Consider the following 20000-nt stretch of genomic DNA (forward strand, 5'->3'; position numbering starts at 1 on the left):
CGGACGCCACGGCGCCGGCCCGCCGTCCATCGACCGGGCCGGCACCGGGCGGGTGCTCAGGCCAGCGGCAGGTAGACCTGGCCGCCGCCGGAGACGAACTCCTCAGACTTGTCCCTCATGCCCCGGGCCGCATACTCCTTGAGCTCCTGGGTGATCTTCATGGAGCAGAACTTCGGGCCGCACATCGAGCAGAAGTGCGCCGTCTTCGCCGGCTCCGCGGGCAGCGTCGCGTCGTGGTACGAGCGCGCGGTCTCCGGGTCGAGTGAGAGGTTGAACTGGTCCTCCCAACGGAACTCGAACCGTGCCTTCGACAGCGCGTCGTCCCAGTCCTGCGCGCCGGGGTGGCCCTTGGCCAGGTCCGCCGCGTGCGCCGCGATCTTGTACGCGATGACGCCCGCCTTCACGTCGTCCCGGTCCGGCAGGCCCAGGTGCTCCTTCGGGGTGACGTAGCAGAGCATCGCCGTGCCGAACATGCCGATCATCGCGGCGCCGATCGCCGAGGTGATGTGGTCGTACGCCGGCGCGATGTCGGTGGTCAGCGGGCCGAGCGTGTAGAACGGCGCCTCGTGGCACCACTCCTGCTGGAGGTCCACGTTCTCCTTGATCTTGTGCATCGGCACGTGGCCCGGGCCCTCGATCATCACCTGGACGTCGTGCTCCCAGGCGATCGTGGTCAGCTCGCCGAGGGTGCGCAGCTCCGCGAACTGGGCCTCGTCGTTGGCATCGGCGATCGAGCCGGGCCGCAGCCCGTCGCCGAGGGAGAACGTCACGTCGTAGCGGGCCAGCAGCGCGCACAGCTCGGCGAAGTTGGTGTAGAGGAAGTTCTCCTCGTGGTGTGCCAGGCACCACGCCGCCATGATCGAGCCACCTCGGGACACGATCCCGGTCACCCGGTCCACAGCCAGCGGCACGTACGGCAGCAGCACCCCGGCGTGCACGGTCATGTAGTCCACGCCCTGCTCGGCCTGCTCGATCACGGTGTCCCGGAAGACGTCCCAGCTCAGTTTGACCGGGTCGCCGCCGACCTTCTCGAGCGCCTGGTAGATCGGCACCGTCCCGATCGGCACCGGCGAGTTCCGCACGATCGCCTCCCGGGTCTCGTGGATCCGCCTGCCGGTGGACAGGTCCATCACGGTGTCCGCGCCCCAGCGGGTGGCCCAGGTCAACTTCTCCACCTCCTCGGCGACCGACGAGCTGACCGCCGAGGTGCCGATGTTGGCGTTCACCTTGACCAGGAACGCCTTGCCGATGATGGCGGGCTCGCACTCGGGGTGGTTCACGTTGAGCGGCAGCACCGCCCGACCGGCGGCGATCTCGGCCCGGACGAGTTCCGGGTCGACGTTCTCCCGGATCGCCACGAACTCCATCTCGGGCGTCACCACACCGGCCCGCGCGTAGGCGAGCTGTGTCGGACGGCGCTCGGCCAGCCCTGCCAACGGCGTACCCGCACCCCGCACCGGCGCGACGTCACCCCGTTCGGCGATCCACCGTCCGCGCAGTGGCGGCAGCCCCACCTCGGGGTCGGATCCGGGACCGGACGTGTCGTACAGCCGTACCGGCGGATGGTCGCCGGTGAGCGCCACCTCTGCGAAGGGCACCCGGACATCCGGGCGTGACCCCTCGACGTACACCTTGCCTCGTGCCTGCATGACAGCCTCCCTGGTGATCAAGCGGACCAGCCGAAGTGGTCCAGTGGCCCGCGCCCCGCGCCCAGCTCCCAACTCCGCGCGCCGGTCAGCGCACGGAGCACGTACTCCTTGGCGGCCCCGACCGCCACCGGCACCGGATCGCCCAGGGCGAGCCGCACGGCGATCGCCGCGGAGAACGAGCACCCGGTGCCGTGGGTGTGCCGCGTGTCCACCCGCGGTGCGCGCAACAGGGTGGTGACGCCGCCGCCGTGCAGGACGTCGACCGCCTCTCCGGAGTCCAGGTCGCCGCCGGTGACCACCACGTGCTCCGGGCCGCCGGCCGCGAGGGCCTCGGCGGCGGCGACCATCCCCGCCAGGTCGTCCACCGGGCGTCCGGTGATGGCCGCGGCCTCCGCGCAGTTCGGCGTCGCCACCCTGGCGTACGGAAGCAGCCGCTCGACCGCGCCGACCACGCCGAGCCGGTGCCCGCTGGTGGCGACGAGCACCGGGTCGACGACGAGCTGGGGCAGCCGGCCGTCCCGCGCGGCCTCGGCCACGGCGTCGGCGACGGCGGGGGTGCCGAGCATTCCCGTCTTGACCGCGCGGACCGTGAAGTCGGCGAGCACGCTGTCCAGCTGTTCGACGACCGTGCGCGGGGGCAGCGGCAGGACGGCGTCGACGCCCCGGGTGTTCTGCGCGGTGACGGCGGTGAGGACGCTGGTGCCGTACGCGCCGAGCGCCGCGAAGACCTTCAGGTCGGCCTGGATGCCCGCGCCACCGCCCGAATCGGAGCCGGCAATGGTGAGCACGGTGTTCGGTGTCACGTCTCCCCCTCGGTGGTCGCGATGTGGAAGGCCCTGGTCAACGTCGCTGCTGTCTCGATCGGGTTCTCGGCCCGCATGAGCGCGCCCAGCACTGCCACTCCGGTGGCTCCGGCCTCGACGCAGGCGGTCACGTGTTCCGGTGTCTCGATGCCGCCCAGCGCGAGGGTCGGCACGGTGCTGACCTCGATCAGCCTGTGCAGCCCGTTCGGTCCGAGGGGTGGGCCGTAGCCGGGCTTGGTCCTCGTGGGGTAGACCGGGGAGAGGGTGGCGTAGTGCTCGGTGGTGAGGCGGTGCAACTCCGTCTGGTCGTGACAGGAGCGGCCGACCAGCGGGTGGGTCGGCGGCGGGTACGGGCCAGCGGCGGCCAGGTGGACGGCCGCGCCGTCGAGCGGGTCGGGGCCCGCCACGATCAGCGTCCCGCCGACGTCGGCGAGGATCCCGCGCAGGTCGGCGGCGAGGGCGACACGCTCGGCGCGGGGCAGGTCCTTCTCCCGCAGCACCACCCATCGCACTCCCCCGGCCACAGCCGCCGCGACGACCCGGTCGAGCGGCCCTCGCGCCACCTGCCGATCCGTCAACAGGACGACTCCCCACGGCACGGACCCCGTCGTCTCCAGCTCCGTCTCCGCCTCGGGATCCGCGGAGATCGTGGAGGGAAACAGCCCCTCTGCGGGCTGTTCGCCCCCACGATCTGCCGGAGCGCGGGCCGGTGCCCCGGGCAACGCCGCCGAGGACGTCACAGGTCGGGCCTTCCGTCGTCGGAGGTGGACGGGAGGGCGTGGAAGCGGCGGGTGATCCGGCCCGCGCCGTACGCCAGACGGCCGGCTTCGACGGCGTACCGCATCGCCGTGGCCATCGCCACCGGGTCGGCGGCCCGGGTGACCGCGCTGGCCAGCAACACCGCGTCGCACCCCAGCTCCATGGCCAGCGCCGCGTCGGACGCGGTGCCGATGCCTGCGTCGAGGATGACCGGCACGTCCACGCCCTGCCGGATCAGCCGGATGTGGTGCGGGTTGCCGATGCCGAGTCCCGAGCCGATCGGCGCGCCGGCCGGCATCACGGCGGCGCAGCCCACGTCCGCAAGCCGACGGGCGAGCACGGGGTCGTCACTGGTGTACGGCAGCACGGTGAAACCGTCGGCGACCAGTTCCTCGGCGGCGCGGAGCAGCTCCACCCCGTCGGGCAGCAGCGTCCGCTCGTCGCCGATCACCTCCAACTTGATCCAGTCGGTGTCGAACGCGTCCCTGGCCAGCCGGGCCACCTTCACCGCCTCGGCCGCGGTGTGGCAGCCGGCGGTGTTCGGCAGCAGGCGTACGCCACACCGGTCGAGCAGCTCGAGCAGCCCACCGGCGGAGCCCGGGGCGGTGTCGACCCGACGCAGCGCCAGGGTCACCAGCTCGGTGCCGGACGCCCGGATCGCCTTCTCCAGCACGTGCAGGTTCGCGGCACCGCCGGTGCCGAGGATCAGCCGCGAGGTGAACGTCTCACCGCCCAGGTGCAACGGCACCCCGCTCACCCGCCCTGGGCGGCGGTGAGCACCTCGACCCGGTCACCGTCGCGCAGCAGCGCGGCCGGCCAGCCGGTTCTGGGCACCACCTCGCCGTTGACCGCGACCGCCACCCCGCGCTGCTGAGGGGCGATGTCGCGGACCAGGTCGGCCACCGACGCGCCACCCGGGACAGTGCGCCCGGCTCCGTTCACCGTCAGCTCCATCGGTCCTCCTCCGTCGTCCGTCCAGGCCCGTCCACCCCGGCCGAGCCCGCACCGCCGAATCGTTCGGGGCCGAAGGGGGCGAGCAGCGGGTCGGGCACGCCTGTGGTCACCAGGTTGGCGATCAGGTCGGCGGTGACCGGGGTGAGCACGATGCCGTGCCGGTGGTGACCCGTGGCGGCCAGCACGTCCGGTCGGCCGGGCAGCGGCCCGAGGATGGGCGCGTTGTCGGGGGTGCCCGGGCGCAGGCCGGCAACCGCCTCCACCAGGTCGTACTCGGCCAGCTCGGGAAGCAGGTCGACCCCGGCCCGGAGCAGGCGCAGGACCGCGCCGGCGGTGACCGTGGTGTCGGACCGTTCCTCGACCGTCGCGCCGAGCACCACCTCCCCGTCAGACCGGGGCACCAGATAGACGGACTCGCCGTCGGCGTACCCCCGGATCACGTGCCGGAAGCCCGGCGCGACGCCGCCGGGCGCGCGCAGCCGGAGGATCTGGCCCTTCACGGGCCGCACCGGCAGACCGGTGAGGACCGCGGCGCCGCAGCCGGCGGCGACCACGGTGACCCGGGCGTCGACCTCGCCCAGATGCCGGACCGGCTGCGGCACGAGCACCGCGCCGGCCCGCCGGGCGGCCGTGCGCAGCGCCGGCACCAGCAGGCGGGGGTCGACCTGGTGGTCGGTGGGGGCGAGCGCCCCACCGCGCACCCGGGGGGCGAGCGCCGGCTCGCGGTCGCGCAGCTCGGTGGGGCGCAGCGGGGTCACCGGCAGCCCCAGACCCTGTTGGTACGCCCAGAGTCGGCGCGCCTCGGCCAGGTCGTCGCCGGTCAGCCCGACCATCAGGGTGCCCTCGGTCCGGTAGCCGAGCTCGGCGCCGGTCGCCTCGGTCAACTCCGCGGCGAACGCCGGCCAGCGGGCGGCGGACGCCAGCAGCAACCCGGTGAGCTGCCGTTCACCGAAGTACGCCTCGGCGACCGGGGAGAGCATGCCGGCGGCCACTGCCGAAGCGCCGGAGCCGGAGGCCGGATCGTGCACGACCACTCGCAGCCCGCGGGCGGCGCAGCGCCAGGCGACCGCGAGCCCGATCGGCCCCGCACCCACCACCGCCACATCCGGCCGGGCCCCTTCGTCGGATGGCGTCGACGCGGACCGGCCGGTCAGCACGTCAGCGCCCTCAGCAGTTCCGCGGTGACCCGGGCCGGGTCGGCGGCGGCGGAGACGGCGCCGACGACCGCCACTCCGTACGCGCCGGCGTCGCGCAGCGCCGGTACCCGGGCGGCGGTCACCCCGCCGATCGCGATGACCGGCACGTCGACGGCACCGCTGACGGCGCGTACCCCCGCCGGACCGATCGGGTCGGGTAGCCCGACCTTGGTGCTGGTGGCGTGGCACGGCCCGACGCCCAGGTAGCTGGCTCCGGCGGCGACCGCCTCGACCGCCGTCCCCGGCGCGCGGGCGGTGGCTCCCAGCACGCCGGTGGGGCCGAGCACCCGGCGGGCGGCGGCGACGGGCAGGTCGTCGGCGCCGACGTGCCCGCCGGCCGCGCCCACCGCCAACGCCACGTGCAGCCGGTCGTTGACCAGGCAGCTCGCCCCGTACGGCGTGCAGAGCGCCAGCACCCGGCGAGCCAGGTCGTACGCCTCGAGATCGGTGGCGGAGTCCTCGACCCGGACCTGCACCACCAGGTCCGCGCCGGCCGCCGTGAGGGCGGCCCGCACCACGCTGAGCGGATCCCGCCCGGGTCGGGTGTCGGTGATCAGATGCAGTCGTCCAAGGGACGGCACGGCAACTCTCCTCCCTGCGCCGGCATTACCCGGATCAGGTTCAACGGTCGGGGGCTTCAGCCCCCCTCTCAGCCCGGTACACCGGGCTCCCGTGGGTTACTTGCGTGCCACCGTACGACGCTTTCCCGGATCCGCCAAGGGCGGGGACACCGTTTTTCCGACGAACGTCCGAACTCGACAGCCGGGGCAGCGGGTGACCATGCCATCACGCGATGCTGTCCTGATGCCGTCCCGGCCCGGATCCCACGACAGGTGGGCCTCTTGCCCTTCCTCGGCAGCCGAGGCGCTCAGTGAGTCGCCGATGGAGACCCGCCTGCGGCTACTACTGCTCGACGCGGGACTGCCCCCGCCGACGGCGCAGCACGACGTGGAACGCCAGGCGCGTCCAACCGCGCCCGTGACAGCCGCCCTGTTCCACCCGACACGCCGCCACCGCACCCGCCGCCCCCCGGCGGCCGCCGCGCGAACCGCGACGCCGGCAGCATCGCGCCACGCGTGGAACACCACGGCTGTCATGACCCCGTCCGGACGTACCTGTTGTTCCACCCGTCACCGCGCCACGCCACCCGCGCCGGCACGAGCCGGGCGGGGTGGCGGGTCAGAGGATGGCGCGTAGTGCGGCCAGGTCGTCGTCGGTGGGCTCCCAGGTGCCGGCTGCGGCGTTGGCGTGCACCTGCTCGGGCGTGGTGGCGCCGGCGATCACCGAGGTCACCGCCGGTTGGGCGGCCAGCCCGCCGATCGCCACCTGGAGCACGCTCAGCCCCCGCTCGGCCGCGTACGCCTCGATCGCCTCGATGGTGTCCCAGTCGGCCGCGGCGAGCCGTTCCGCGTACCGGCCACCGCCGGAGAGCCGGCTGCCGGCGGGCGGCTGCCCGTCACGCTTGTACTTGCCGGTGAGCAGGCCGTTGGCGAGCGGGAAGAACGGCAGCATGCCGAGCCCGAACCGCTCGCAGGCCGGGATCACCTCGGTCTCGACGGACCGCTCCAGCAACGAGTAGTGGTTCTGCGCGGAGATGAAGCGGGCCCGACCGTTGGACGAGGCGACCCAGTCCGCGTCGGCGATCTGCCAGCCGGCGAAGTTGGAGTTGCCCAGGTAGCGCACCTTGCCGTCGCGGACCAGGTCGTCCAGGGCGGCGAGCGTCTCGTCGATCGGGGTGCCCGGGTCGGGCTCGTGCATCTGGTAGAGGTCGATGTGGTCGGTGCCGAGCCGGCGCAGCGACGCCTCGACCGCGCGGGCGATGTAGCGCCGCGAGCCCCGGGCACCGAAGTCCGGACCGTTTGCCCCGTTCATGTCCATGCCGAACTTGGTGGCCACCACCACGTCGTCCCGGCGGCCCTTGAGCGCCTGCCCGAGCAGTTCCTCGGAACCGCCCTGCGGCTCGCCGTAGATGTCGGCGGTGTCGAACAGGGTGATCCCGGCGTCCAGGGCGGCGTCCACCACCGCGCGGGTGCCGTCGACGTCGAGCTTGCGGCCGAAGTTGTTGCAGCCGATGCCGACCACGGACACCACGAGCCCGGAGTCGCCCAGCCGGCGATAGGTCATCTCAGTCACGAGATCCACCCTATGCCGGCCGGACGCACCAGGACCCCGGACCGGTGCGGGGTCAGCCCACGTCCCAGACCGGCTCCGGGGTCTCCACCACCTCGCTGTCCCCTCCGAACAGCACGAACCGGTCGAAGGTGCGGGTGAACCACCGGTCGTGGGTGACGGCGATCACCGTGCCCTCGAACGCGTTCAGGCCCGTCTCCAACGCCTCGGCGCTGGCCAGGTCGAGGTTGTCGGTGGGCTCGTCGAGCAGCAACAGGGTCGCCCCGGACAGCTCCAGCAGCAGCACCAGGAACCGGGCCTGCTGCCCGCCGGAGAGCGTGCCGAAGCGTTGGTCGCCCTGCCCGGCCAGCTCGTAGCGGCTGAGCACCCCCATCGCCGCGTGCCGGTCCATCCCGGTCCGGTGCTCGTCGCCCCGCCAGAGGATCTCGACGAGCGTCTTCGACATCAGCTCGGGCCGGTCGTGGGTCTGGGAGAAGTGCCCTGGGCGGACGCGGGCACCGAGTCGGGCCGAGCCGTCGTGCGCCACCGGCGCGAGCGCGCCCGCGCCGTCGACCGGCCCGTTCGCCGGGTCGGGGTCGGTGCCGCCGCGGGCCAGCAGCCGCAGGAAGTGCGACTTGCCGGTGCCGTTGGCGCCGAGCACCGCCACCCGGTCGCCGTACCAGATCTCCAGGTCGAAGGGGTAGGTCAGGCCGTCGAGCTCCAGCTTGTCGCAGATCACCGCGCGCTTGCCGGTCCGCCCGCCGGTCAGCCGCATCCGGATGTCCTGGTCCTTCGGCGGTACGGGTGGAGGCCCGGCCTCCTCGAACTTGCGCAGCCGGGTCTGCGCGGCCTGGTAGCGCGAGGCCAGCCCATCGTTGTACGCGGCCTTCTGCTTGTACATCAGCACGAGATCGCGAAGTTTCTGGTGCTCCTCGTCCCAGCGCCGGCGCAGCTCGTCGAGGCGGGCGTGCCTCGCCACCCGAGCCTCGTACCAGCTGGCGAAGCCACCCGGGTGCACCCAGGCGCTGCCGCCCTCCACGGCGACGACCCGGTCGGCGGTCTGGGCCAGCAGCTCGCGGTCGTGCGAGACGTAGAGCACCGACTTGGTCGACTCCCGCAGCCGCGCCTCCAGCCAACGTTTGCCGGGCACGTCGAGGAAGTTGTCCGGCTCGTCCAGGAGCAGCACCTCGTCGGGGCCGCGCAGCAGCAGTTCCAGCGCGAAGCGCTTCTGCTGCCCGCCGGAGAGGGTGCGGACCGGCCGGTCCCGGACACCGTCCCAGGGCTGGTCGAGCACGATGGTGGCGACCGTGTCGAAGAGCACCTCGGCGTCGTACCCGCCGGCCTCGCCCCAGGCGCCCAGCGCGTCGGCGTACGCCAGCTGGGCCTTGCCGGCGGCGGTGCTGTACTTGCCGCGGACCTCGGCCGACCGCATGGCCGCCTCGGTCTCGGCGAGCCGGCGGCCGGCCTCCCGCAGCGACGGTGGCGCCAGTGACAGCGCGAGGTCGGCCAGCGTCGAGTCGTCGCCGATCATGCCGATGAACTGGCGCATCACCCCCAGGCCGCCGGCCCGGGCGACGGCGCCGGTACGCACCGGCAGGTCGCCGGCGACCATCCGCAGCAGCGTCGTCTTGCCCGCGCCGTTGGGGCCCACCAGGGCGACCTTGCTGCCCTCTCCGACCCGGAACGACACGTCGGCGAACAGTTCCCGACCGTCGGGCAGGGTGTGCCCGACCGCCGCCACATCCACGTATCCCACGCCGGGATCCTGCCCCAACGCGAGCCGGGGGGACATCCAATTACCGGGTGACCCGCAGCACCCGGAAGCCCTTCTGGCTGGCGCGTCGCTCGACCTGCCAGCCCTGTTCGGTGAGCCAGCGGTGCAACGAGTCGCCGCCGAGGTGTCGGGCGACCACCAGCCAGCCGACGCCGTCCGGGGCGAGCCGGGGCAGCCAGCGCAGCAGCAGGTCGTGCAGGCCGTCCTTGCCGATCCGGATGGGCGGGTTGGACCAGAGCTGGGCGAAGCGGGTCTCCTCCGGCACGTCGTCCGGTGCGGCCACCCGCATCCGGTCGGCGGCGCCGACCCGGGCCGCGTTGGCGACGGTGAGCTCGCGGGCGCGGGCGTTGACGTCGACCGCCCAGACGGTGCTTACCGGTGCCACGTCGGCCAGCACGCAGGCGATCGGCCCGAACCCGCAGCCGAGGTCGAGCACGTCACCGGTGGTGTCGGGGGTGGGCAGCTCGGCCTTGCGCAGGAGCACGGCGGTGCCCGGGTCGAGTCGGCTGGCGGAGAAGACCCCGCCGGCCGAGACGAGCCGGTAGTCGCGGTCGGCGACGGAGAACTCGACCTCGCGCGGCGGAGCGTCGCTGGCGGGCTGAGCGGTGAAGTAGTGGTCGCCGGTCATGCCCGCAATTCTCGCACCGGCCCGGGCACGCCACGGCACGGCCCGGAGACGCATTTCCCGTTATTACCCCCTAAAGGGACAATGGCTCCTACTCTAGGCGACATGGTGTATCGGTACGAGTCCGATCAGGACGTTTACGAGGAGTACCCGGAGCCCGGGTCCGACCTGGCAGTGCCCAGTGGCCCACCTCCGCCGGCCGGCCCCTCTCCGTCACGCTTCCCCGCGCCATCGCTGCGCCGCCCGAACCAGATCGCGCTGCCGTCGTCCCCACGTCCGCCGGCCCGCGCGATTATTCCGCAGGCCGCGCCACGTTCGGAGGTCTACACCTCCGCACAGCCGATGGAGCCGCCCACCGCGCGCGGCGGCGGCCGACTGTGGCAGGTGCTGATCGGCGGCGCCGCCGTCCTGGTGCTGCTCGCGCTCTGCGGCCTCGGCGCCGCCGCACTGCTGGTGGATCGCGACCCGCAGCCGCAGGCCACCCCGACCTACCAGCCGAACGCGGCCGCATCCGCGCCGGCCGTGCGTCAGGACCTCGACTCCCGGGACACCGACCAGGCTCCGCTCACCGCCAAGGAGGTCTTCTCCGCCAAGGAGCTGAAGCTCACCGACGGGCAGCCGGCCTACCGGGTCCTCACGACGCACTCCAGCGGCAGCTGTGCCGTCGCCGCCACCGACGAGATCGCCGACCTGCTGGTCCGGCTCGGCTGCAACCAGGTGGTACGGGCCACGCTGCGGACCCCCGACGGCGACCACCTGGTCACCGCCGGCCTGTTCAACCTCACCGACAAGGTCAGCGCGGAACGCGTCCGGGATCGGATCCGGCAACTGCTCGACGATCGGCAGGGCCGGTTCCGGGGCCTGGTCGGCAGCGAGGGCGACGGCAGCGACGTGGTGGCCACCGCCCCGGCACGGATCGGCTGGCAGGTTCGTGGCCACTACCTGGCGTACGCGCTGGTGGTCCGCGCGGACGGGGAAGCCGTCAGGTCCGGCGATACCAAGATCCGGGAGATCCTGTTCGACATGATCGAACTGCACCTCAGCCGGAGCGTCCTGCAGAAGCGGGTCGACGGCGGCACGGCCACGCAGCCGACCGCGGCGCCGACGGAGAGCAGCGCGCCTCAGAGCGGCAACTGACCTCCTCCCGTCCCCGGCGCTGTCGGTCAGTCCTCGACCGGAACCCGCAGCCTGCGGGTGAGATCGGCGCGGCGGGCGTACTCGGCCGGGTCGGCCGGATAGCCGACCTCGACCAGGGTCAGCCCGTGCGCGGGGGCGACGGTCACCTCACTGGACCGCTCCCGGCGGGCGAGCAGGCTGCCCGGCCACTGAACCGGTCGGCGGCCGTCCCCGGCAACCAGCATCGCCCCGACCAGGCTGCGCACCATGGCCTGGCAGAACGCGTCCGCCTGCACGGTGGCAACCAGGAGACCGTCCGGGTCGCGGCGCCAGTCCAGCCGGGTCACCTCACGCAGCGTGGTGGCGTGCTCCTTACGCCGGCAGTACGCGGCGAAGTCGTGCTCCCCCACCAGGCCGGCCGCCGCGGCGTTCAGCGCGCCCGGATCCAGCGGCCTCGGCCAGGCCAGCACCTCGTGCCGGCGCAGCGGCTCGGCGCCGAACGGCGCGTCGGTGACCCGGTACTCGTAGCGGCGGAAGGTGGCCGAGAACCGGGCGTCGAAGTCGGGCGGCATCCCGGTCATCGCCCGTACCCGCACGTCGGTGGGGAGCAGCCGGGCCAGCCGGCGCAGCAGCCGCTCCTCGTGCTGCCGCCACACGTCGACGGGCAGGTCCAGATGGCAGACCTGCCCGGTGGCGTGCACCCCCGCGTCGGTCCGCCCGGCCACGGTCAACCCGGTCGCCGTGCCGGCGCCGAGCACCAGGTCCAGTGTCTCGACGAGCACCCCGGCGACCGTGCGCCGGGTCGGCTGGGCGGCCCAGCCGGAGAAGCCGGTGCCGTCATACGAGACATCCAGCCGCAGCCGGATCCGCTCGTCCACACGTACCTCCAGTCATGGGTCGGGCCCGACACCCCTGTGGGGTGCCGGGCCCGACGGTGCCCTTGATCAGGCCTTGTTCTCGGTGGCCTCGTCGCTGTCCTCGCGGGCGGCGTCGGTGTCACCGGACGCCGACACCGGCGCCTCGGAGTCCTGGTCGGCCGGGGCCGACTTCGGGGTCTCCTCGGCCGGGGCGAGCGCCTCGACCTTGTCCTGCTGCGCGGCCTTACGGCCGGCGGTCTTCTTGTTCACCTTGGGCTCGGCGACCTGAAGCTCCTCGACCAGCTCGATGATCGCCATCGGCGCGTTGTCACCCTTGCGCGGACCGGTCTTGACGATCCGGGTGTAGCCGCCGGGCCGGTTGGAGTACCGCGGCGCGATCTGGTCGAACAGGGCGTAGACCACGTCCTTGTCCTTGACGACGCCCAGCACCCGCCGCCGCGAGGCGAGGTCACCGCGCTTGGCCTTGGTGATGAGCTGCTCGGCCAGCGGACGCAGCCGTCGGGCCTTCGTCTCGGTGGTCTGGATCTTGCCGTGCTGGAACAGCGCAGTGGCCAGGTTGGCCAGCATCAGCCGCTCGTGCGAGGGGCTGCCGCCGAGGCGGGGGCCCTTGGTGGGCGTGGGCATTTTTGGTGCTCCTCAGTTGTGGCGGCAGCGCGGACTAGAGCTGCTCGGTCTCGCGGTAGTCCTCGGTGTCGTAGTCGGCCTCGCCGAAGGTGTCCACGACGTGCGCCGGGTCGAAGTTCGGGGCCGAATCCTTCAGCCCCAGACCCATCCCGGCGAGCTTCATCTTGACCTCGTCGATCGACTTCTGACCGAAGTTACGGATGTCGAGGAGGTCGGCCTCGGTACGCCCGATGAGCTCACCAACGGTGTTGATGCCCTCGCGCTTGAGGCAGTTGTAGGAGCGGACGGTGAGGTCCAGCTCCTCGATCGGCAGGGCGAGGTCCGCCGCCAGCTGGGCGTCCTGCGGGGACGGCCCGATGTCGATACCCTCGGCGGTCTCGTCCAGCTCCCGGGCCAGCCCGAACAGCTCGACCAGCGTCGAGCCGGCGGAGGCCAGCGCCGTACGCGGGCCCATCGAGGGCTTGGTCTCGACGTCGATGATCAGCCGGTCGAAGTCGGTGCGCTGCTCGACGCGGGTCGCCTCGACGCGGTAGGTCACCTTGAGCACCGGCGAGTAGATCGAGTCGACCGGGATGCGGCCGATCTCGGCGCCGGACTGCTTGTTCTGCGCCGCCGTCACGTAGCCCCGGCCCCGCTCGACGGTCAGCTCCATGTCGAGCCGGCCCTTGCCGTTCAGGGTGGCGAGCTTGAGGTCCGGGTTGTGCACCGAGACGCCGGCCGGGGGCTGGATGTCACCCGCGGTCACGTCGCCCGGGCCCTGCTTGCGCAGGTACATGCTGACCGGCTCGTCGTGCTCGGAGCTGACGCACAGCTCCTTGATGTTCATGACGAGCTCGACCACGTCCTCCTTGACACCGGGGATCGTGGTGAACTCGTGCAGCACGCCGTCGATCTTGATCGAGGTGACCGCCGCACCCGGGATCGACGACAGCAGCGTGCGCCGCAGCGAGTTGCCCAGGGTGTAGCCGAAGCCCGGCTCCAGCGGCTCGATGGCGAACCGCGACCTGGTCTCGTTGATCGACTCCTCGGAGAGGGAGGGTCGCTGGCTGATGAGCATGTTGTCTCTTCTCTTCCGGGACGCCCGCTATTTGACGTCCGCGACACAAACTGTTCCGGTGGCCCGCCCCGGAGGACGGGCCACCGCAACGAGCCCGACTACTTGGAGTAGAGCTCGACGATCAACTGCTCCTGGACCTGCGTGTCGATGACCTGCCGGGCCGGGAGGGAGTGCACGAGCACCTTCATCTGGCTGGGGATTGCCTCCAGCCACGCCGGCACCGTCCTCGAGCCGGCCTGAGCCTGCGCGACGATGAACGGGGTGAGCTCCTTGCTCTTGCCCCGAACCTCGACGATGTCGTGCTCCTTGACGCGGTACGACGGGATGTCGACCTTCTTGCCGTTCACCGTGAAGTGACCGTGCTTGACCAACTGGCGGGCCATGTCCCGCGAGTGGGCGTAGCCGGCCCGGTAGACGACGTTGTCCAGCCGCGACTCGAGGATCTGCAGGAGGACCTCACCGGTCTTGGCCTGCTTGCCAACGGCTTCCTCGTAGTAACCGCGGAACTGCTTCTCCAGCACGCCGTAGACACGACGGGCCTTCTGCTTCTCGCGGAGCTGGAGCAGGTACTCCGTCTCCTTGGTGCGGCCGCGGCCGTGCTGCCCGGGCGGGAACGGCCGGGACTCGAACGGGCACTTCGGACCATCGCACTTGCTGCCCTTGAGGAACAGCTTCATCTTCTCCCGCCGGCAACGGCGGCAGTCAGCACCGGTGTAACGAGCCATCTCTCTCTACCTCTCAGACCCGGCGACGCTTCGGCGGACGGCACCCGTTGTGCGGCTGCGGGGTGACGTCGGCGATCTGGCCGACCTCGAGGCCCACGGCCTGCAGCGAACGGATGGCGGTCTCCCGGCCGGAGCCGGGGCCCTTGACAAACACGTCGACCTTGCGCATGCCGTGCTCCATGGCCCGACGCGCGGCAGCCTCGGCGGCCAGCTGCGCGGCGAACGGAGTCGACTTGCGGGAGCCCTTGAAGCCCACCTGGCCAGCGGAGGCCCAGGAGATGACCGCACCGGTCGGGTCCGTGATGGACACGATGGTGTTGTTGAACGTGCTCTTGATGTGCGCCTGCCCGTGGGCGACGTTCTTGCGTTCCTTGCGCCGGACCTTCTTGACAGCGGCTCCGGCACGAGCCTTCGGTGGCATAAGTCTGTGCGCTCCTGAATGGGTTTTGGCTTGTCGCCCCGTCGATGACGTAGACACCGGATCCGGTTGGAGCCCGGCCTACTCGGCGGAGAACGACCAGAATTCCGGTTGAAGAATTACTTCTTGCCGGGCTTCTTCTTGCCGGCGACGGTCCGCTTCGGGCCCTTGCGGGTCCGTGCGTTGGTCTTGGTCCGCTGGCCACGCACGGGCAGGCCCCGGCGGTGCCGGATGCCGGCGTAGCAGCCGATCTCGACCTTGCGGCGGATGTCAGCGGCGACCTCGCGGCGCAGGTCGCCTTCAACCTTGTAGTTGCCCTCGATGTGGTCGCGGAGCTGCACGAGCTCCTCGTCCGTGAGGTCCCGAGCGCGCTTGTCCGGCGAGATGCCGGTAGCGGCGAGTGTCTCCAGGGCGCGGGTGCGACCGACCCCGAAGATGTAGGTGAGCGCGATCTCCAACCGCTTCTCGCGGGGGAGGTCCACGCCGACTAGACGTGCCATGTGCGGGCGTACTCCTCGTGATGTGTGGCGGAGGTGTGGACCCGTCCCACCCCGCTACCGGCCGTCCCGTCCTTCCGACGCGGTCAGCGCCGGCGACCGGGATCGGTCGCTGCCCAAGCGGGCCCCGGCCTCCGACCGGGGGTCAGCCACGATGGGGTACGTCTCGCGTACCGCCCGCGGCTGGGACGAGCTTGTGTGTTCGTGTGTGTCGCTGGGGATCTGCCCGGCAACGCCACCCGACCGCGTTGCGGCCGGACGGGCTGAGATCAGCCCTGGCGCTGCTTGTGGCGCGGGTCGCTGCAAATGACCATGACTCGGCCGTGCCGGCGGATCACCCGGCACTTGTTGCAGATCCTCTTGACGCTCGGCTTGACCTTCACGGTTGCCTTACTTCCCATCTGGCCCGGGGACGCGCAGAGCGCGAGACCGGACGTCGAAGACGGACACGGGACTTCCCGGCCGCCGTCAGGACTACTTGTAGCGGTAGACGATGCGCCCGCGGGTCAGGTCGTACGGCGAAAGCTCGACGACGACCCGGTCCTCCGGCAGGATGCGGATGTAGTGCTGCCGCATCTTGCCGCTGATGTGAGCCAGCACCTTGTGGCCGTTCGCGAGCTCCACCCGGAACATGGCGTTCGGCAGGGGCTCGATGACCCGACCCTCGATCTCAATGGCTCCGTCTTTTTTCGGCATATCCTCCGCTGTCCTGACGTCGATTGCTCCGGGCGGCCCACAACGTCTTACACGGGAACCTGACCAAGAATCAGAAGCCCGCGCCAGCCGCGGCTCCAGGTCCCACCGAAGCGCAGGGTGGGCATGCCGGAGTGGACGCTGTGCGCCGATCTGAAAGTGTACGCCCGCCTGCGGGCGTGCGCCAAACCGGCCACCCGTCGACGCGTCGCGTCGGGCGCCAGCGGTCCGTCCGGGCCCCCGATGATCTCCGTACGTTCGCCGCCTGCTTCCCGATCAGGGCCTCGACGATCTCCGCACCCGCGTTGGCGCAGTCAGCTGGCCGGCTGGGGGTCGTCCCGTTCGTCCGGTTCGCCGGCGCGCAGCTCCCGCCGCCGTTCCCGCTTCGCCTGCTTGCGCCGCCGCCGACGCTCCCGCTCGACCGCCTGGCGACGGGGCTCTCCCCCGGTTATCCCGGTGATCGTACGGACAGCCAGCACCGCACCCCACGGCCCGGCGACCCAGGCCGGCCAGAAGTAGAGCAGCTCCTGGCTGAGCAGCGAGGTCACCGCCCAGATGGTCACCACGATGGCGATCACCCTCAGGTACGGCAGCCAGATCTCGGCCAGCCAACGGGCGGCGACAGCACGCCCCGCCGGGGCAGACTGGCCGCCCACACCGCCGGCCGGCGACCCGGCGAGCCCAGCCGTGGCCAGCGTCGAGCGCTCCGGGGACGCCACCGGGGGCAGGTCGGTGAGCAGGACGTCCAACTCGGCGTACGTGCGTGCGGCGTAGGCCCGCTGCAACCGCTCGTCGTACTCGTGCAGGTCCAGCCGGCCCTCGCCGAGGGCCACCCGCAACCGGTCGGCAACCGCCTCACGGTCCGCGTCGGCGGCCCGCATCTCGTCGCGCCCGTCCATGCCGGCAAGCATGCCACCGTTCTGCCACCCCGGCTCCCCCACCCGTCCTCGGGCCACTGATCAAGAGCTCGGCGGCAGGATCCGGGCTCCGGCTGACGCGGCCCTCAGGATCGCCGCAAGGGGGTTGGGCATCAGGGGGTGGTGGCGGGTTGGCTGGCGGTGACCAGGTCGCCGAGGCGGTCGCGGCCGCCGTCGAACGCGGTGAGCACCCAGACCCCGTCCGGCAGCAGCGCGATCGAGTGCTCGACGTGCGCCGCGACCGACCGGTCCCGGGTGATCACCGTCCAGCCGTCGGCCAGCTCGACCGTGCGCGGCGACGCCATGGTGATCATCGGCTCGATGGCCAGTGCCATGCCGGGAACCAGCCGTGGACCCTTGCCGGGCCGGCCGTGGTTGAGCACATGCGGGTCCTGGTGCATCTCGGTACCGATGCCATGCCCGCCGTAGCCGTCCACGATGCCGTACCGCCCGCCCTTGCGGACCGCGCTCTCGACGGCGTGGGAGATGTCGGTGAGCCTGCCCTTGCCACTGGCCGCACCGCGTGCAGCGGCGGCGATGCCGGCCCACATCGCGTCCTCGGCCACCTCGGCCATCGTGAGCAGCGCCGGGTCGACGCTGCCGACCCCGACGGTGATCGCGGCGTCGCCGTGCCAACCGTTCAGGACCGCACCGCAGTCGATCGAGATGAGGTCACCGTCGGAGAGGACCTGCCCGGACGACGGGATGGCGTGCACGACCTGCTCGTTGACCGAGGAGCAGATCGACGCCGGAAAGCCGTGATAGCCCTTGAACGACGGGACGCCGCCCGCCTCACGGATGGTCGACTCGGCGATGGCGTCCAGATCGGCGGTGCTCACGCCGGGCGCCACCGCCTCGCGCATCCGGCGCAGCGCCTCGGCCACCACCAGCCCGGCGGCCCGCATCTTCTCGATCTGGTCAGGGGTCTTCAGCTGGATGTCCAGCTGGGGACGACGCATGGAGCCGATACCTTTCGTTGCCGAACAGCGGGGCACGTCGCACGTACCCCGCTGTTCGCACTCTATCCGCGTGAGCCCGGCCGGGCCTCAGCCGCCGTACGACCGCAGCGCGTCGATGGCGCGGGCGGTGACGTCTTCCACCGGGCCGGTGGCGTCGATCCCGACCAGCTTGCCCTGGGCGCCGTAGTAGTCGACCAGAGGGGCGGTCTTCTCGCTGTATTCCCGCAGCCGGGTGGAGATCGTCTCCGGCTTGTCGTCGTCGCGCTGGAACAACTCGGCGCCGCACCGGTCACAGATGCCGGATCGGGTGGTGGCGTCGAACTCGACGTGCCAGATCTTGCCGCAGCCGCGACAGGTGCGTCGGCCCGAGAGCCGACGGATCACCTCGTCGTCGTCGACCACCAACTCCAGGACCAGGTCCAGTGCGGTGCCCAGGTCGGCGAGGAGCTTGTCGAGCGCGGCCGCCTGCGGAGTGGTCCGCGGGAAGCCGTCGAGCAGAAAACCCTCGCTGGCGTCGGGCTCGGCCAGCCGGTCCCGGACCATGTTGATGGTCACCTCGTCCGGAACCAGCTCGCCGGCGTCCATGTAACGCTTCGCCTCGATGCCGAGCGGCGTGCCCTGGGTGACGTTCGACCGGAAGATGTCTCCGGTCGAGATCTTCGGGACCGACAGGTGAGCGGCGACGAACTCGGCCTGAGTGCCCTTGCCCGCGCCCGGCGGGCCAACCAGAACGAGTCTCATCTACCGCAGGAACCCTTCGTAGTTCCGCTGCATGAGTTGGCTCTCGATCTGCTTCACGGTCTCCAGACCGACGCCGACCATGATGAGCACAGCGGTGCCACCGAACGGGAAGTTCTGGTACTGCTGGTTGTCCAGCCAGATGAAGAAGAAGTTCGGCAGGATCGAGATGACGCCGAGATAGATCGCGCCCGGCAGGGTGATCCGGCTGAGGATGAAGTCCAGGTAGTCGGCGGTCGGCTTGCCGGGGCGGATGCCCGGCACGAACCCGCCGTACTTCTTCATGTTGTCTGCGACCTCGGTCGGGTTGAACGTGATCGAGACGTAGAAGTAGGTGAAGAAGATGATCAACAGGAAGTAGGCCGTGATGTAGATCGGACTACTCGGGCTGACGAGGTTGTTCTGGATCCACGCCTGGATCTTGCCCGGGTCGGTCTGATCGAAGAACTGCAGGGCCAGCTGCGGCAGGTAGAGCAGCGACGAGCCGAAGATGACCGGGATCACACCCGCCTGGTTGACCTTGAGCGGGATGTAGGTCGAGGTGCCGCCGTACATCCGTCGGCCGATCATCCGCTTGGCGTACTGCACCGGGATGCGGCGCTGCGCCTGCTCGATGAAGGTGACCAGGGTGATGACCACCAGGACCAGCACGATGACCAGGGCGAACTTGCCCCAGCCCTTGGTGGTCTTGATCTGCCAGCCCTCGCCGGGCAGCCGCGCGGCGATCGAGGTGAAGATCAGGACGGACATGCCGTTGCCGACGCCCCGGTCGGTGATCAGCTCACCGAGCCACATGACCATGCCGGTGCCGGCGGTCATCGTCATCACCAGAATGGACACGGTCAGCCAGTTCGGGATGCCGGTGCCCTCGGGGACGATCGGGAACTGGTCGCACTTGCCCTGGAAGAGCTGCCCGGAGCGGGCCAGCGCCACGAAGGCCGAGGCCTGCAGCACACCGAGACCGAGGGTCAGGTAACGGGTGTACTGGGTGATCTTCGCCTGGCCGGCCTGGCCCTCCTTGCGGAGCTGCTCGAGCCGGGGGATCACGACGGTCAGCAGCTGCAGGATGATCGACGCGGTGATGTAGGGCATGATGCCCAGCGCGAAGACCGAGAGCTGTAGCAGCGCTCCACCGGAGAACAGGTTGAGCAGGTTCAACGCACCAGTCGTGTCGCCCTGGATGGTGTCGAGGCACTTCTGCACGTTGCCGTACGAGACGCCCGGGCTGGGCAGCGTGGCACCCAGTCGGTAGACCGCGATGATGCCTACTGTGAACAGCAGCTTCTTGCGCAGGTCAGGCGTACGGAACGCACTGAGAAAGGCGGACAGCAACTTCTTCCTCCTGCGCGAGGCGGGCCGCCGGTGATCCCTGGCGGGTCGGGGTGCATCCCGGGCGAGCGCCCGGAATCCATGGCTGGGATGGGACTCTAACAGCCCTGTCCCGGTCCGGGCAGATGCGCCCGGCCACATAAACCGAAACCGATATTACCGGGCGCATACGCCCCAGGC

Annotated in this window: 23 protein-coding genes and 1 riboswitch; of the genes, 1 reads left to right on the forward strand and 22 read right to left on the reverse strand. The window is 71.3% G+C overall.

All coding sequences use genetic code 11. The annotated features are described in order from the left end of the window. Positions 1–56: 56 nt before the first annotated feature. From thiC to ACLJN9_RS29800, 10 genes are all read right to left on the reverse strand, one after another. Positions 57–1649, reverse strand: coding sequence for a phosphomethylpyrimidine synthase ThiC (gene thiC, locus ACLJN9_RS29755; protein ID WP_410815011.1), 1593 nt, complete (start codon positions 1647–1649; stop codon positions 57–59). Positions 1650–1666: 17 nt separating this feature from the next. Beyond that, complete coding sequence (thiD, locus tag ACLJN9_RS29760; RefSeq protein WP_410815012.1) at positions 1667–2452, reverse strand: bifunctional hydroxymethylpyrimidine kinase/phosphomethylpyrimidine kinase; 786 nt, start codon at positions 2450–2452, stop codon at positions 1667–1669. Continuing rightward, positions 2449–3051, reverse strand: a complete 603-nt coding sequence (locus tag ACLJN9_RS29765; RefSeq protein ID WP_410815076.1) for a thiamine phosphate synthase — start codon at positions 3049–3051, stop codon at positions 2449–2451. The genes thiD and ACLJN9_RS29765 overlap by 4 nt, the downstream gene beginning before the upstream one ends. A 137-nt stretch (positions 3052–3188) precedes the next feature. Beyond that, positions 3189–3968, reverse strand: coding sequence for a thiazole synthase (locus ACLJN9_RS29770; RefSeq protein WP_410815014.1), 780 nt, complete (start codon positions 3966–3968; stop codon positions 3189–3191). Next, positions 3965–4165, reverse strand: coding sequence for a sulfur carrier protein ThiS (gene thiS / locus ACLJN9_RS29775; protein ID WP_410815016.1), 201 nt, complete (start codon positions 4163–4165; stop codon positions 3965–3967). Before thiS ends, ACLJN9_RS29770 begins: the two co-directional genes overlap by 4 nt. Then, on the reverse strand, positions 4156–5322 hold the full coding sequence (thiO, locus tag ACLJN9_RS29780; protein ID WP_410815018.1) for a glycine oxidase ThiO: 1167 nt from the start codon (positions 5320–5322) through the stop codon (positions 4156–4158). Before thiO ends, thiS begins: the two co-directional genes overlap by 10 nt. Then, on the reverse strand, positions 5316–5942 hold the full coding sequence (gene thiE / locus ACLJN9_RS29785) for a thiamine phosphate synthase (protein ID WP_410815019.1): 627 nt from the start codon (positions 5940–5942) through the stop codon (positions 5316–5318). Before thiE ends, thiO begins: the two co-directional genes overlap by 7 nt. Then, a riboswitch (TPP riboswitch) is annotated at positions 5937–6045 on the reverse strand. Its footprint overlaps the gene before it by 6 nt. A gap of 495 nt (positions 6046–6540) precedes the next feature. Continuing rightward, positions 6541–7503, reverse strand: a complete 963-nt coding sequence (locus tag ACLJN9_RS29790; protein ID WP_410815020.1) for an aldo/keto reductase — start codon at positions 7501–7503, stop codon at positions 6541–6543. 43 nt (positions 7504–7546) lie between these two features. Next, on the reverse strand, positions 7547–9226 hold the full coding sequence (locus ACLJN9_RS29795; protein ID WP_410815021.1) for an ABC-F family ATP-binding cassette domain-containing protein: 1680 nt from the start codon (positions 9224–9226) through the stop codon (positions 7547–7549). Positions 9227–9266: 40 nt separating this feature from the next. Beyond that, positions 9267–9872, reverse strand: coding sequence for a class I SAM-dependent methyltransferase (locus tag ACLJN9_RS29800; protein ID WP_410815022.1), 606 nt, complete (start codon positions 9870–9872; stop codon positions 9267–9269). Between the two features lie 102 nt (positions 9873–9974). On the opposite strand from ACLJN9_RS29800, the gene ACLJN9_RS29805 reads away from it, so the two are divergent. Next, positions 9975–11006, forward strand: a complete 1032-nt coding sequence (locus tag ACLJN9_RS29805; protein WP_410815023.1) for a hypothetical protein — start codon at positions 9975–9977, stop codon at positions 11004–11006. A 26-nt stretch (positions 11007–11032) separates the two neighbouring features. On the opposite strand, the gene truA is transcribed toward ACLJN9_RS29805, so the two are convergent. The 12 genes from truA to secY all read right to left on the reverse strand — a co-directional run bounded on the left by truA (position 11033) and on the right by secY (position 19823). Further along, the gene (gene truA / locus ACLJN9_RS29810) at positions 11033–11863 is read right to left on the reverse strand and encodes a tRNA pseudouridine(38-40) synthase TruA (RefSeq protein WP_410815024.1); all 831 of its coding nucleotides are present in this window, start codon (positions 11861–11863) and stop codon (positions 11033–11035) included. Between the two features lie 66 nt (positions 11864–11929). Then, a complete protein-coding gene (rplQ, locus tag ACLJN9_RS29815) occupies positions 11930–12487 on the reverse strand; it encodes a 50S ribosomal protein L17 (protein WP_410815025.1) in 558 nt (185 codons plus the stop codon). A gap of 34 nt (positions 12488–12521) precedes the next feature. Next, positions 12522–13544: a DNA-directed RNA polymerase subunit alpha gene (locus ACLJN9_RS29820; protein WP_354964788.1), complete on the reverse strand. Its 1023-nt coding sequence runs from the start codon at positions 13542–13544 to the stop codon at positions 12522–12524. Between the two features lie 98 nt (positions 13545–13642). Next, positions 13643–14269, reverse strand: a complete 627-nt coding sequence (rpsD, locus tag ACLJN9_RS29825; RefSeq protein WP_410815026.1) for a 30S ribosomal protein S4 — start codon at positions 14267–14269, stop codon at positions 13643–13645. Positions 14270–14282: 13 nt separating this feature from the next. Continuing rightward, a complete protein-coding gene (rpsK, locus tag ACLJN9_RS29830) occupies positions 14283–14690 on the reverse strand; it encodes a 30S ribosomal protein S11 (protein ID WP_030329919.1) in 408 nt (135 codons plus the stop codon). A gap of 116 nt (positions 14691–14806) precedes the next feature. Further along, positions 14807–15187, reverse strand: coding sequence for a 30S ribosomal protein S13 (rpsM, locus tag ACLJN9_RS29835; protein ID WP_030329917.1), 381 nt, complete (start codon positions 15185–15187; stop codon positions 14807–14809). A 266-nt stretch (positions 15188–15453) separates the two neighbouring features. Then, positions 15454–15567: a 50S ribosomal protein L36 gene (rpmJ, locus tag ACLJN9_RS29840; RefSeq protein ID WP_043965539.1), complete on the reverse strand. Its 114-nt coding sequence runs from the start codon at positions 15565–15567 to the stop codon at positions 15454–15456. 91 nt (positions 15568–15658) lie between these two features. After that, positions 15659–15880, reverse strand: coding sequence for a translation initiation factor IF-1 (infA, locus tag ACLJN9_RS29845; protein WP_007073013.1), 222 nt, complete (start codon positions 15878–15880; stop codon positions 15659–15661). A 311-nt stretch (positions 15881–16191) separates the two neighbouring features. Then, positions 16192–16776: a DUF1707 domain-containing protein gene (locus ACLJN9_RS29850; RefSeq protein ID WP_410815028.1), complete on the reverse strand. Its 585-nt coding sequence runs from the start codon at positions 16774–16776 to the stop codon at positions 16192–16194. A gap of 131 nt (positions 16777–16907) precedes the next feature. Then, on the reverse strand, positions 16908–17753 hold the full coding sequence (gene map / locus ACLJN9_RS29855) for a type I methionyl aminopeptidase (protein ID WP_410815030.1): 846 nt from the start codon (positions 17751–17753) through the stop codon (positions 16908–16910). Between the two features lie 87 nt (positions 17754–17840). Continuing rightward, positions 17841–18494 carry an adenylate kinase gene (locus tag ACLJN9_RS29860; protein WP_410815032.1) on the reverse strand — a complete coding sequence of 218 codons (654 nt, stop codon included), beginning with the start codon at positions 18492–18494 and terminating at the stop codon, positions 17841–17843. Then, positions 18495–19823, reverse strand: coding sequence for a preprotein translocase subunit SecY (gene secY / locus ACLJN9_RS29865; RefSeq protein ID WP_410815033.1), 1329 nt, complete (start codon positions 19821–19823; stop codon positions 18495–18497). Positions 19824–20000 lie beyond the last annotated feature (177 nt).

The sequence above is a fragment of the Micromonospora sp. 067-2 genome (assembly GCF_046549295.1).
Classification (GTDB): Bacteria; Actinomycetota; Actinomycetes; order Mycobacteriales; family Micromonosporaceae; genus Micromonospora.

Bases quoted from the DNA above. Each gene is read 5' to 3' on its own strand.
- map (WP_410815030.1), bottom strand. From the start codon at position 17,753: ATGCGTCGTCCCCAGCTGGACATCCAGCTGAAGACCCCTGACCAGATC.
- rpsM (WP_030329917.1), bottom strand. From the start codon at position 15,187: ATGGCACGTCTAGTCGGCGTGGACCTCCCCCGCGAGAAGCGGTTGGAG.
- ACLJN9_RS29805 (WP_410815023.1), top strand. From the start codon at position 9,975: ATGGTGTATCGGTACGAGTCCGATCAGGACGTTTACGAGGAGTACCCG.
- rpsK (WP_030329919.1), bottom strand. From the start codon at position 14,690: ATGCCACCGAAGGCTCGTGCCGGAGCCGCTGTCAAGAAGGTCCGGCGC.
- ACLJN9_RS29820 (WP_354964788.1), bottom strand. From the start codon at position 13,544: ATGCTCATCAGCCAGCGACCCTCCCTCTCCGAGGAGTCGATCAACGAG.
- thiC (WP_410815011.1), bottom strand. From the start codon at position 1,649: ATGCAGGCACGAGGCAAGGTGTACGTCGAGGGGTCACGCCCGGATGTC.
- rpsD (WP_410815026.1), bottom strand. From the start codon at position 14,269: ATGGCTCGTTACACCGGTGCTGACTGCCGCCGTTGCCGGCGGGAGAAG.
- ACLJN9_RS29860 (WP_410815032.1), bottom strand. From the start codon at position 18,494: ATGAGACTCGTTCTGGTTGGCCCGCCGGGCGCGGGCAAGGGCACTCAG.
- rplQ (WP_410815025.1), bottom strand. From the start codon at position 12,487: ATGCCCACGCCCACCAAGGGCCCCCGCCTCGGCGGCAGCCCCTCGCAC.
- infA (WP_007073013.1), bottom strand. From the start codon at position 15,880: ATGCCGAAAAAAGACGGAGCCATTGAGATCGAGGGTCGGGTCATCGAG.
- ACLJN9_RS29850 (WP_410815028.1), bottom strand. From the start codon at position 16,776: ATGGACGGGCGCGACGAGATGCGGGCCGCCGACGCGGACCGTGAGGCG.
- ACLJN9_RS29800 (WP_410815022.1), bottom strand. From the start codon at position 9,872: ATGACCGGCGACCACTACTTCACCGCTCAGCCCGCCAGCGACGCTCCG.
- thiS (WP_410815016.1), bottom strand. From the start codon at position 4,165: ATGGAGCTGACGGTGAACGGAGCCGGGCGCACTGTCCCGGGTGGCGCG.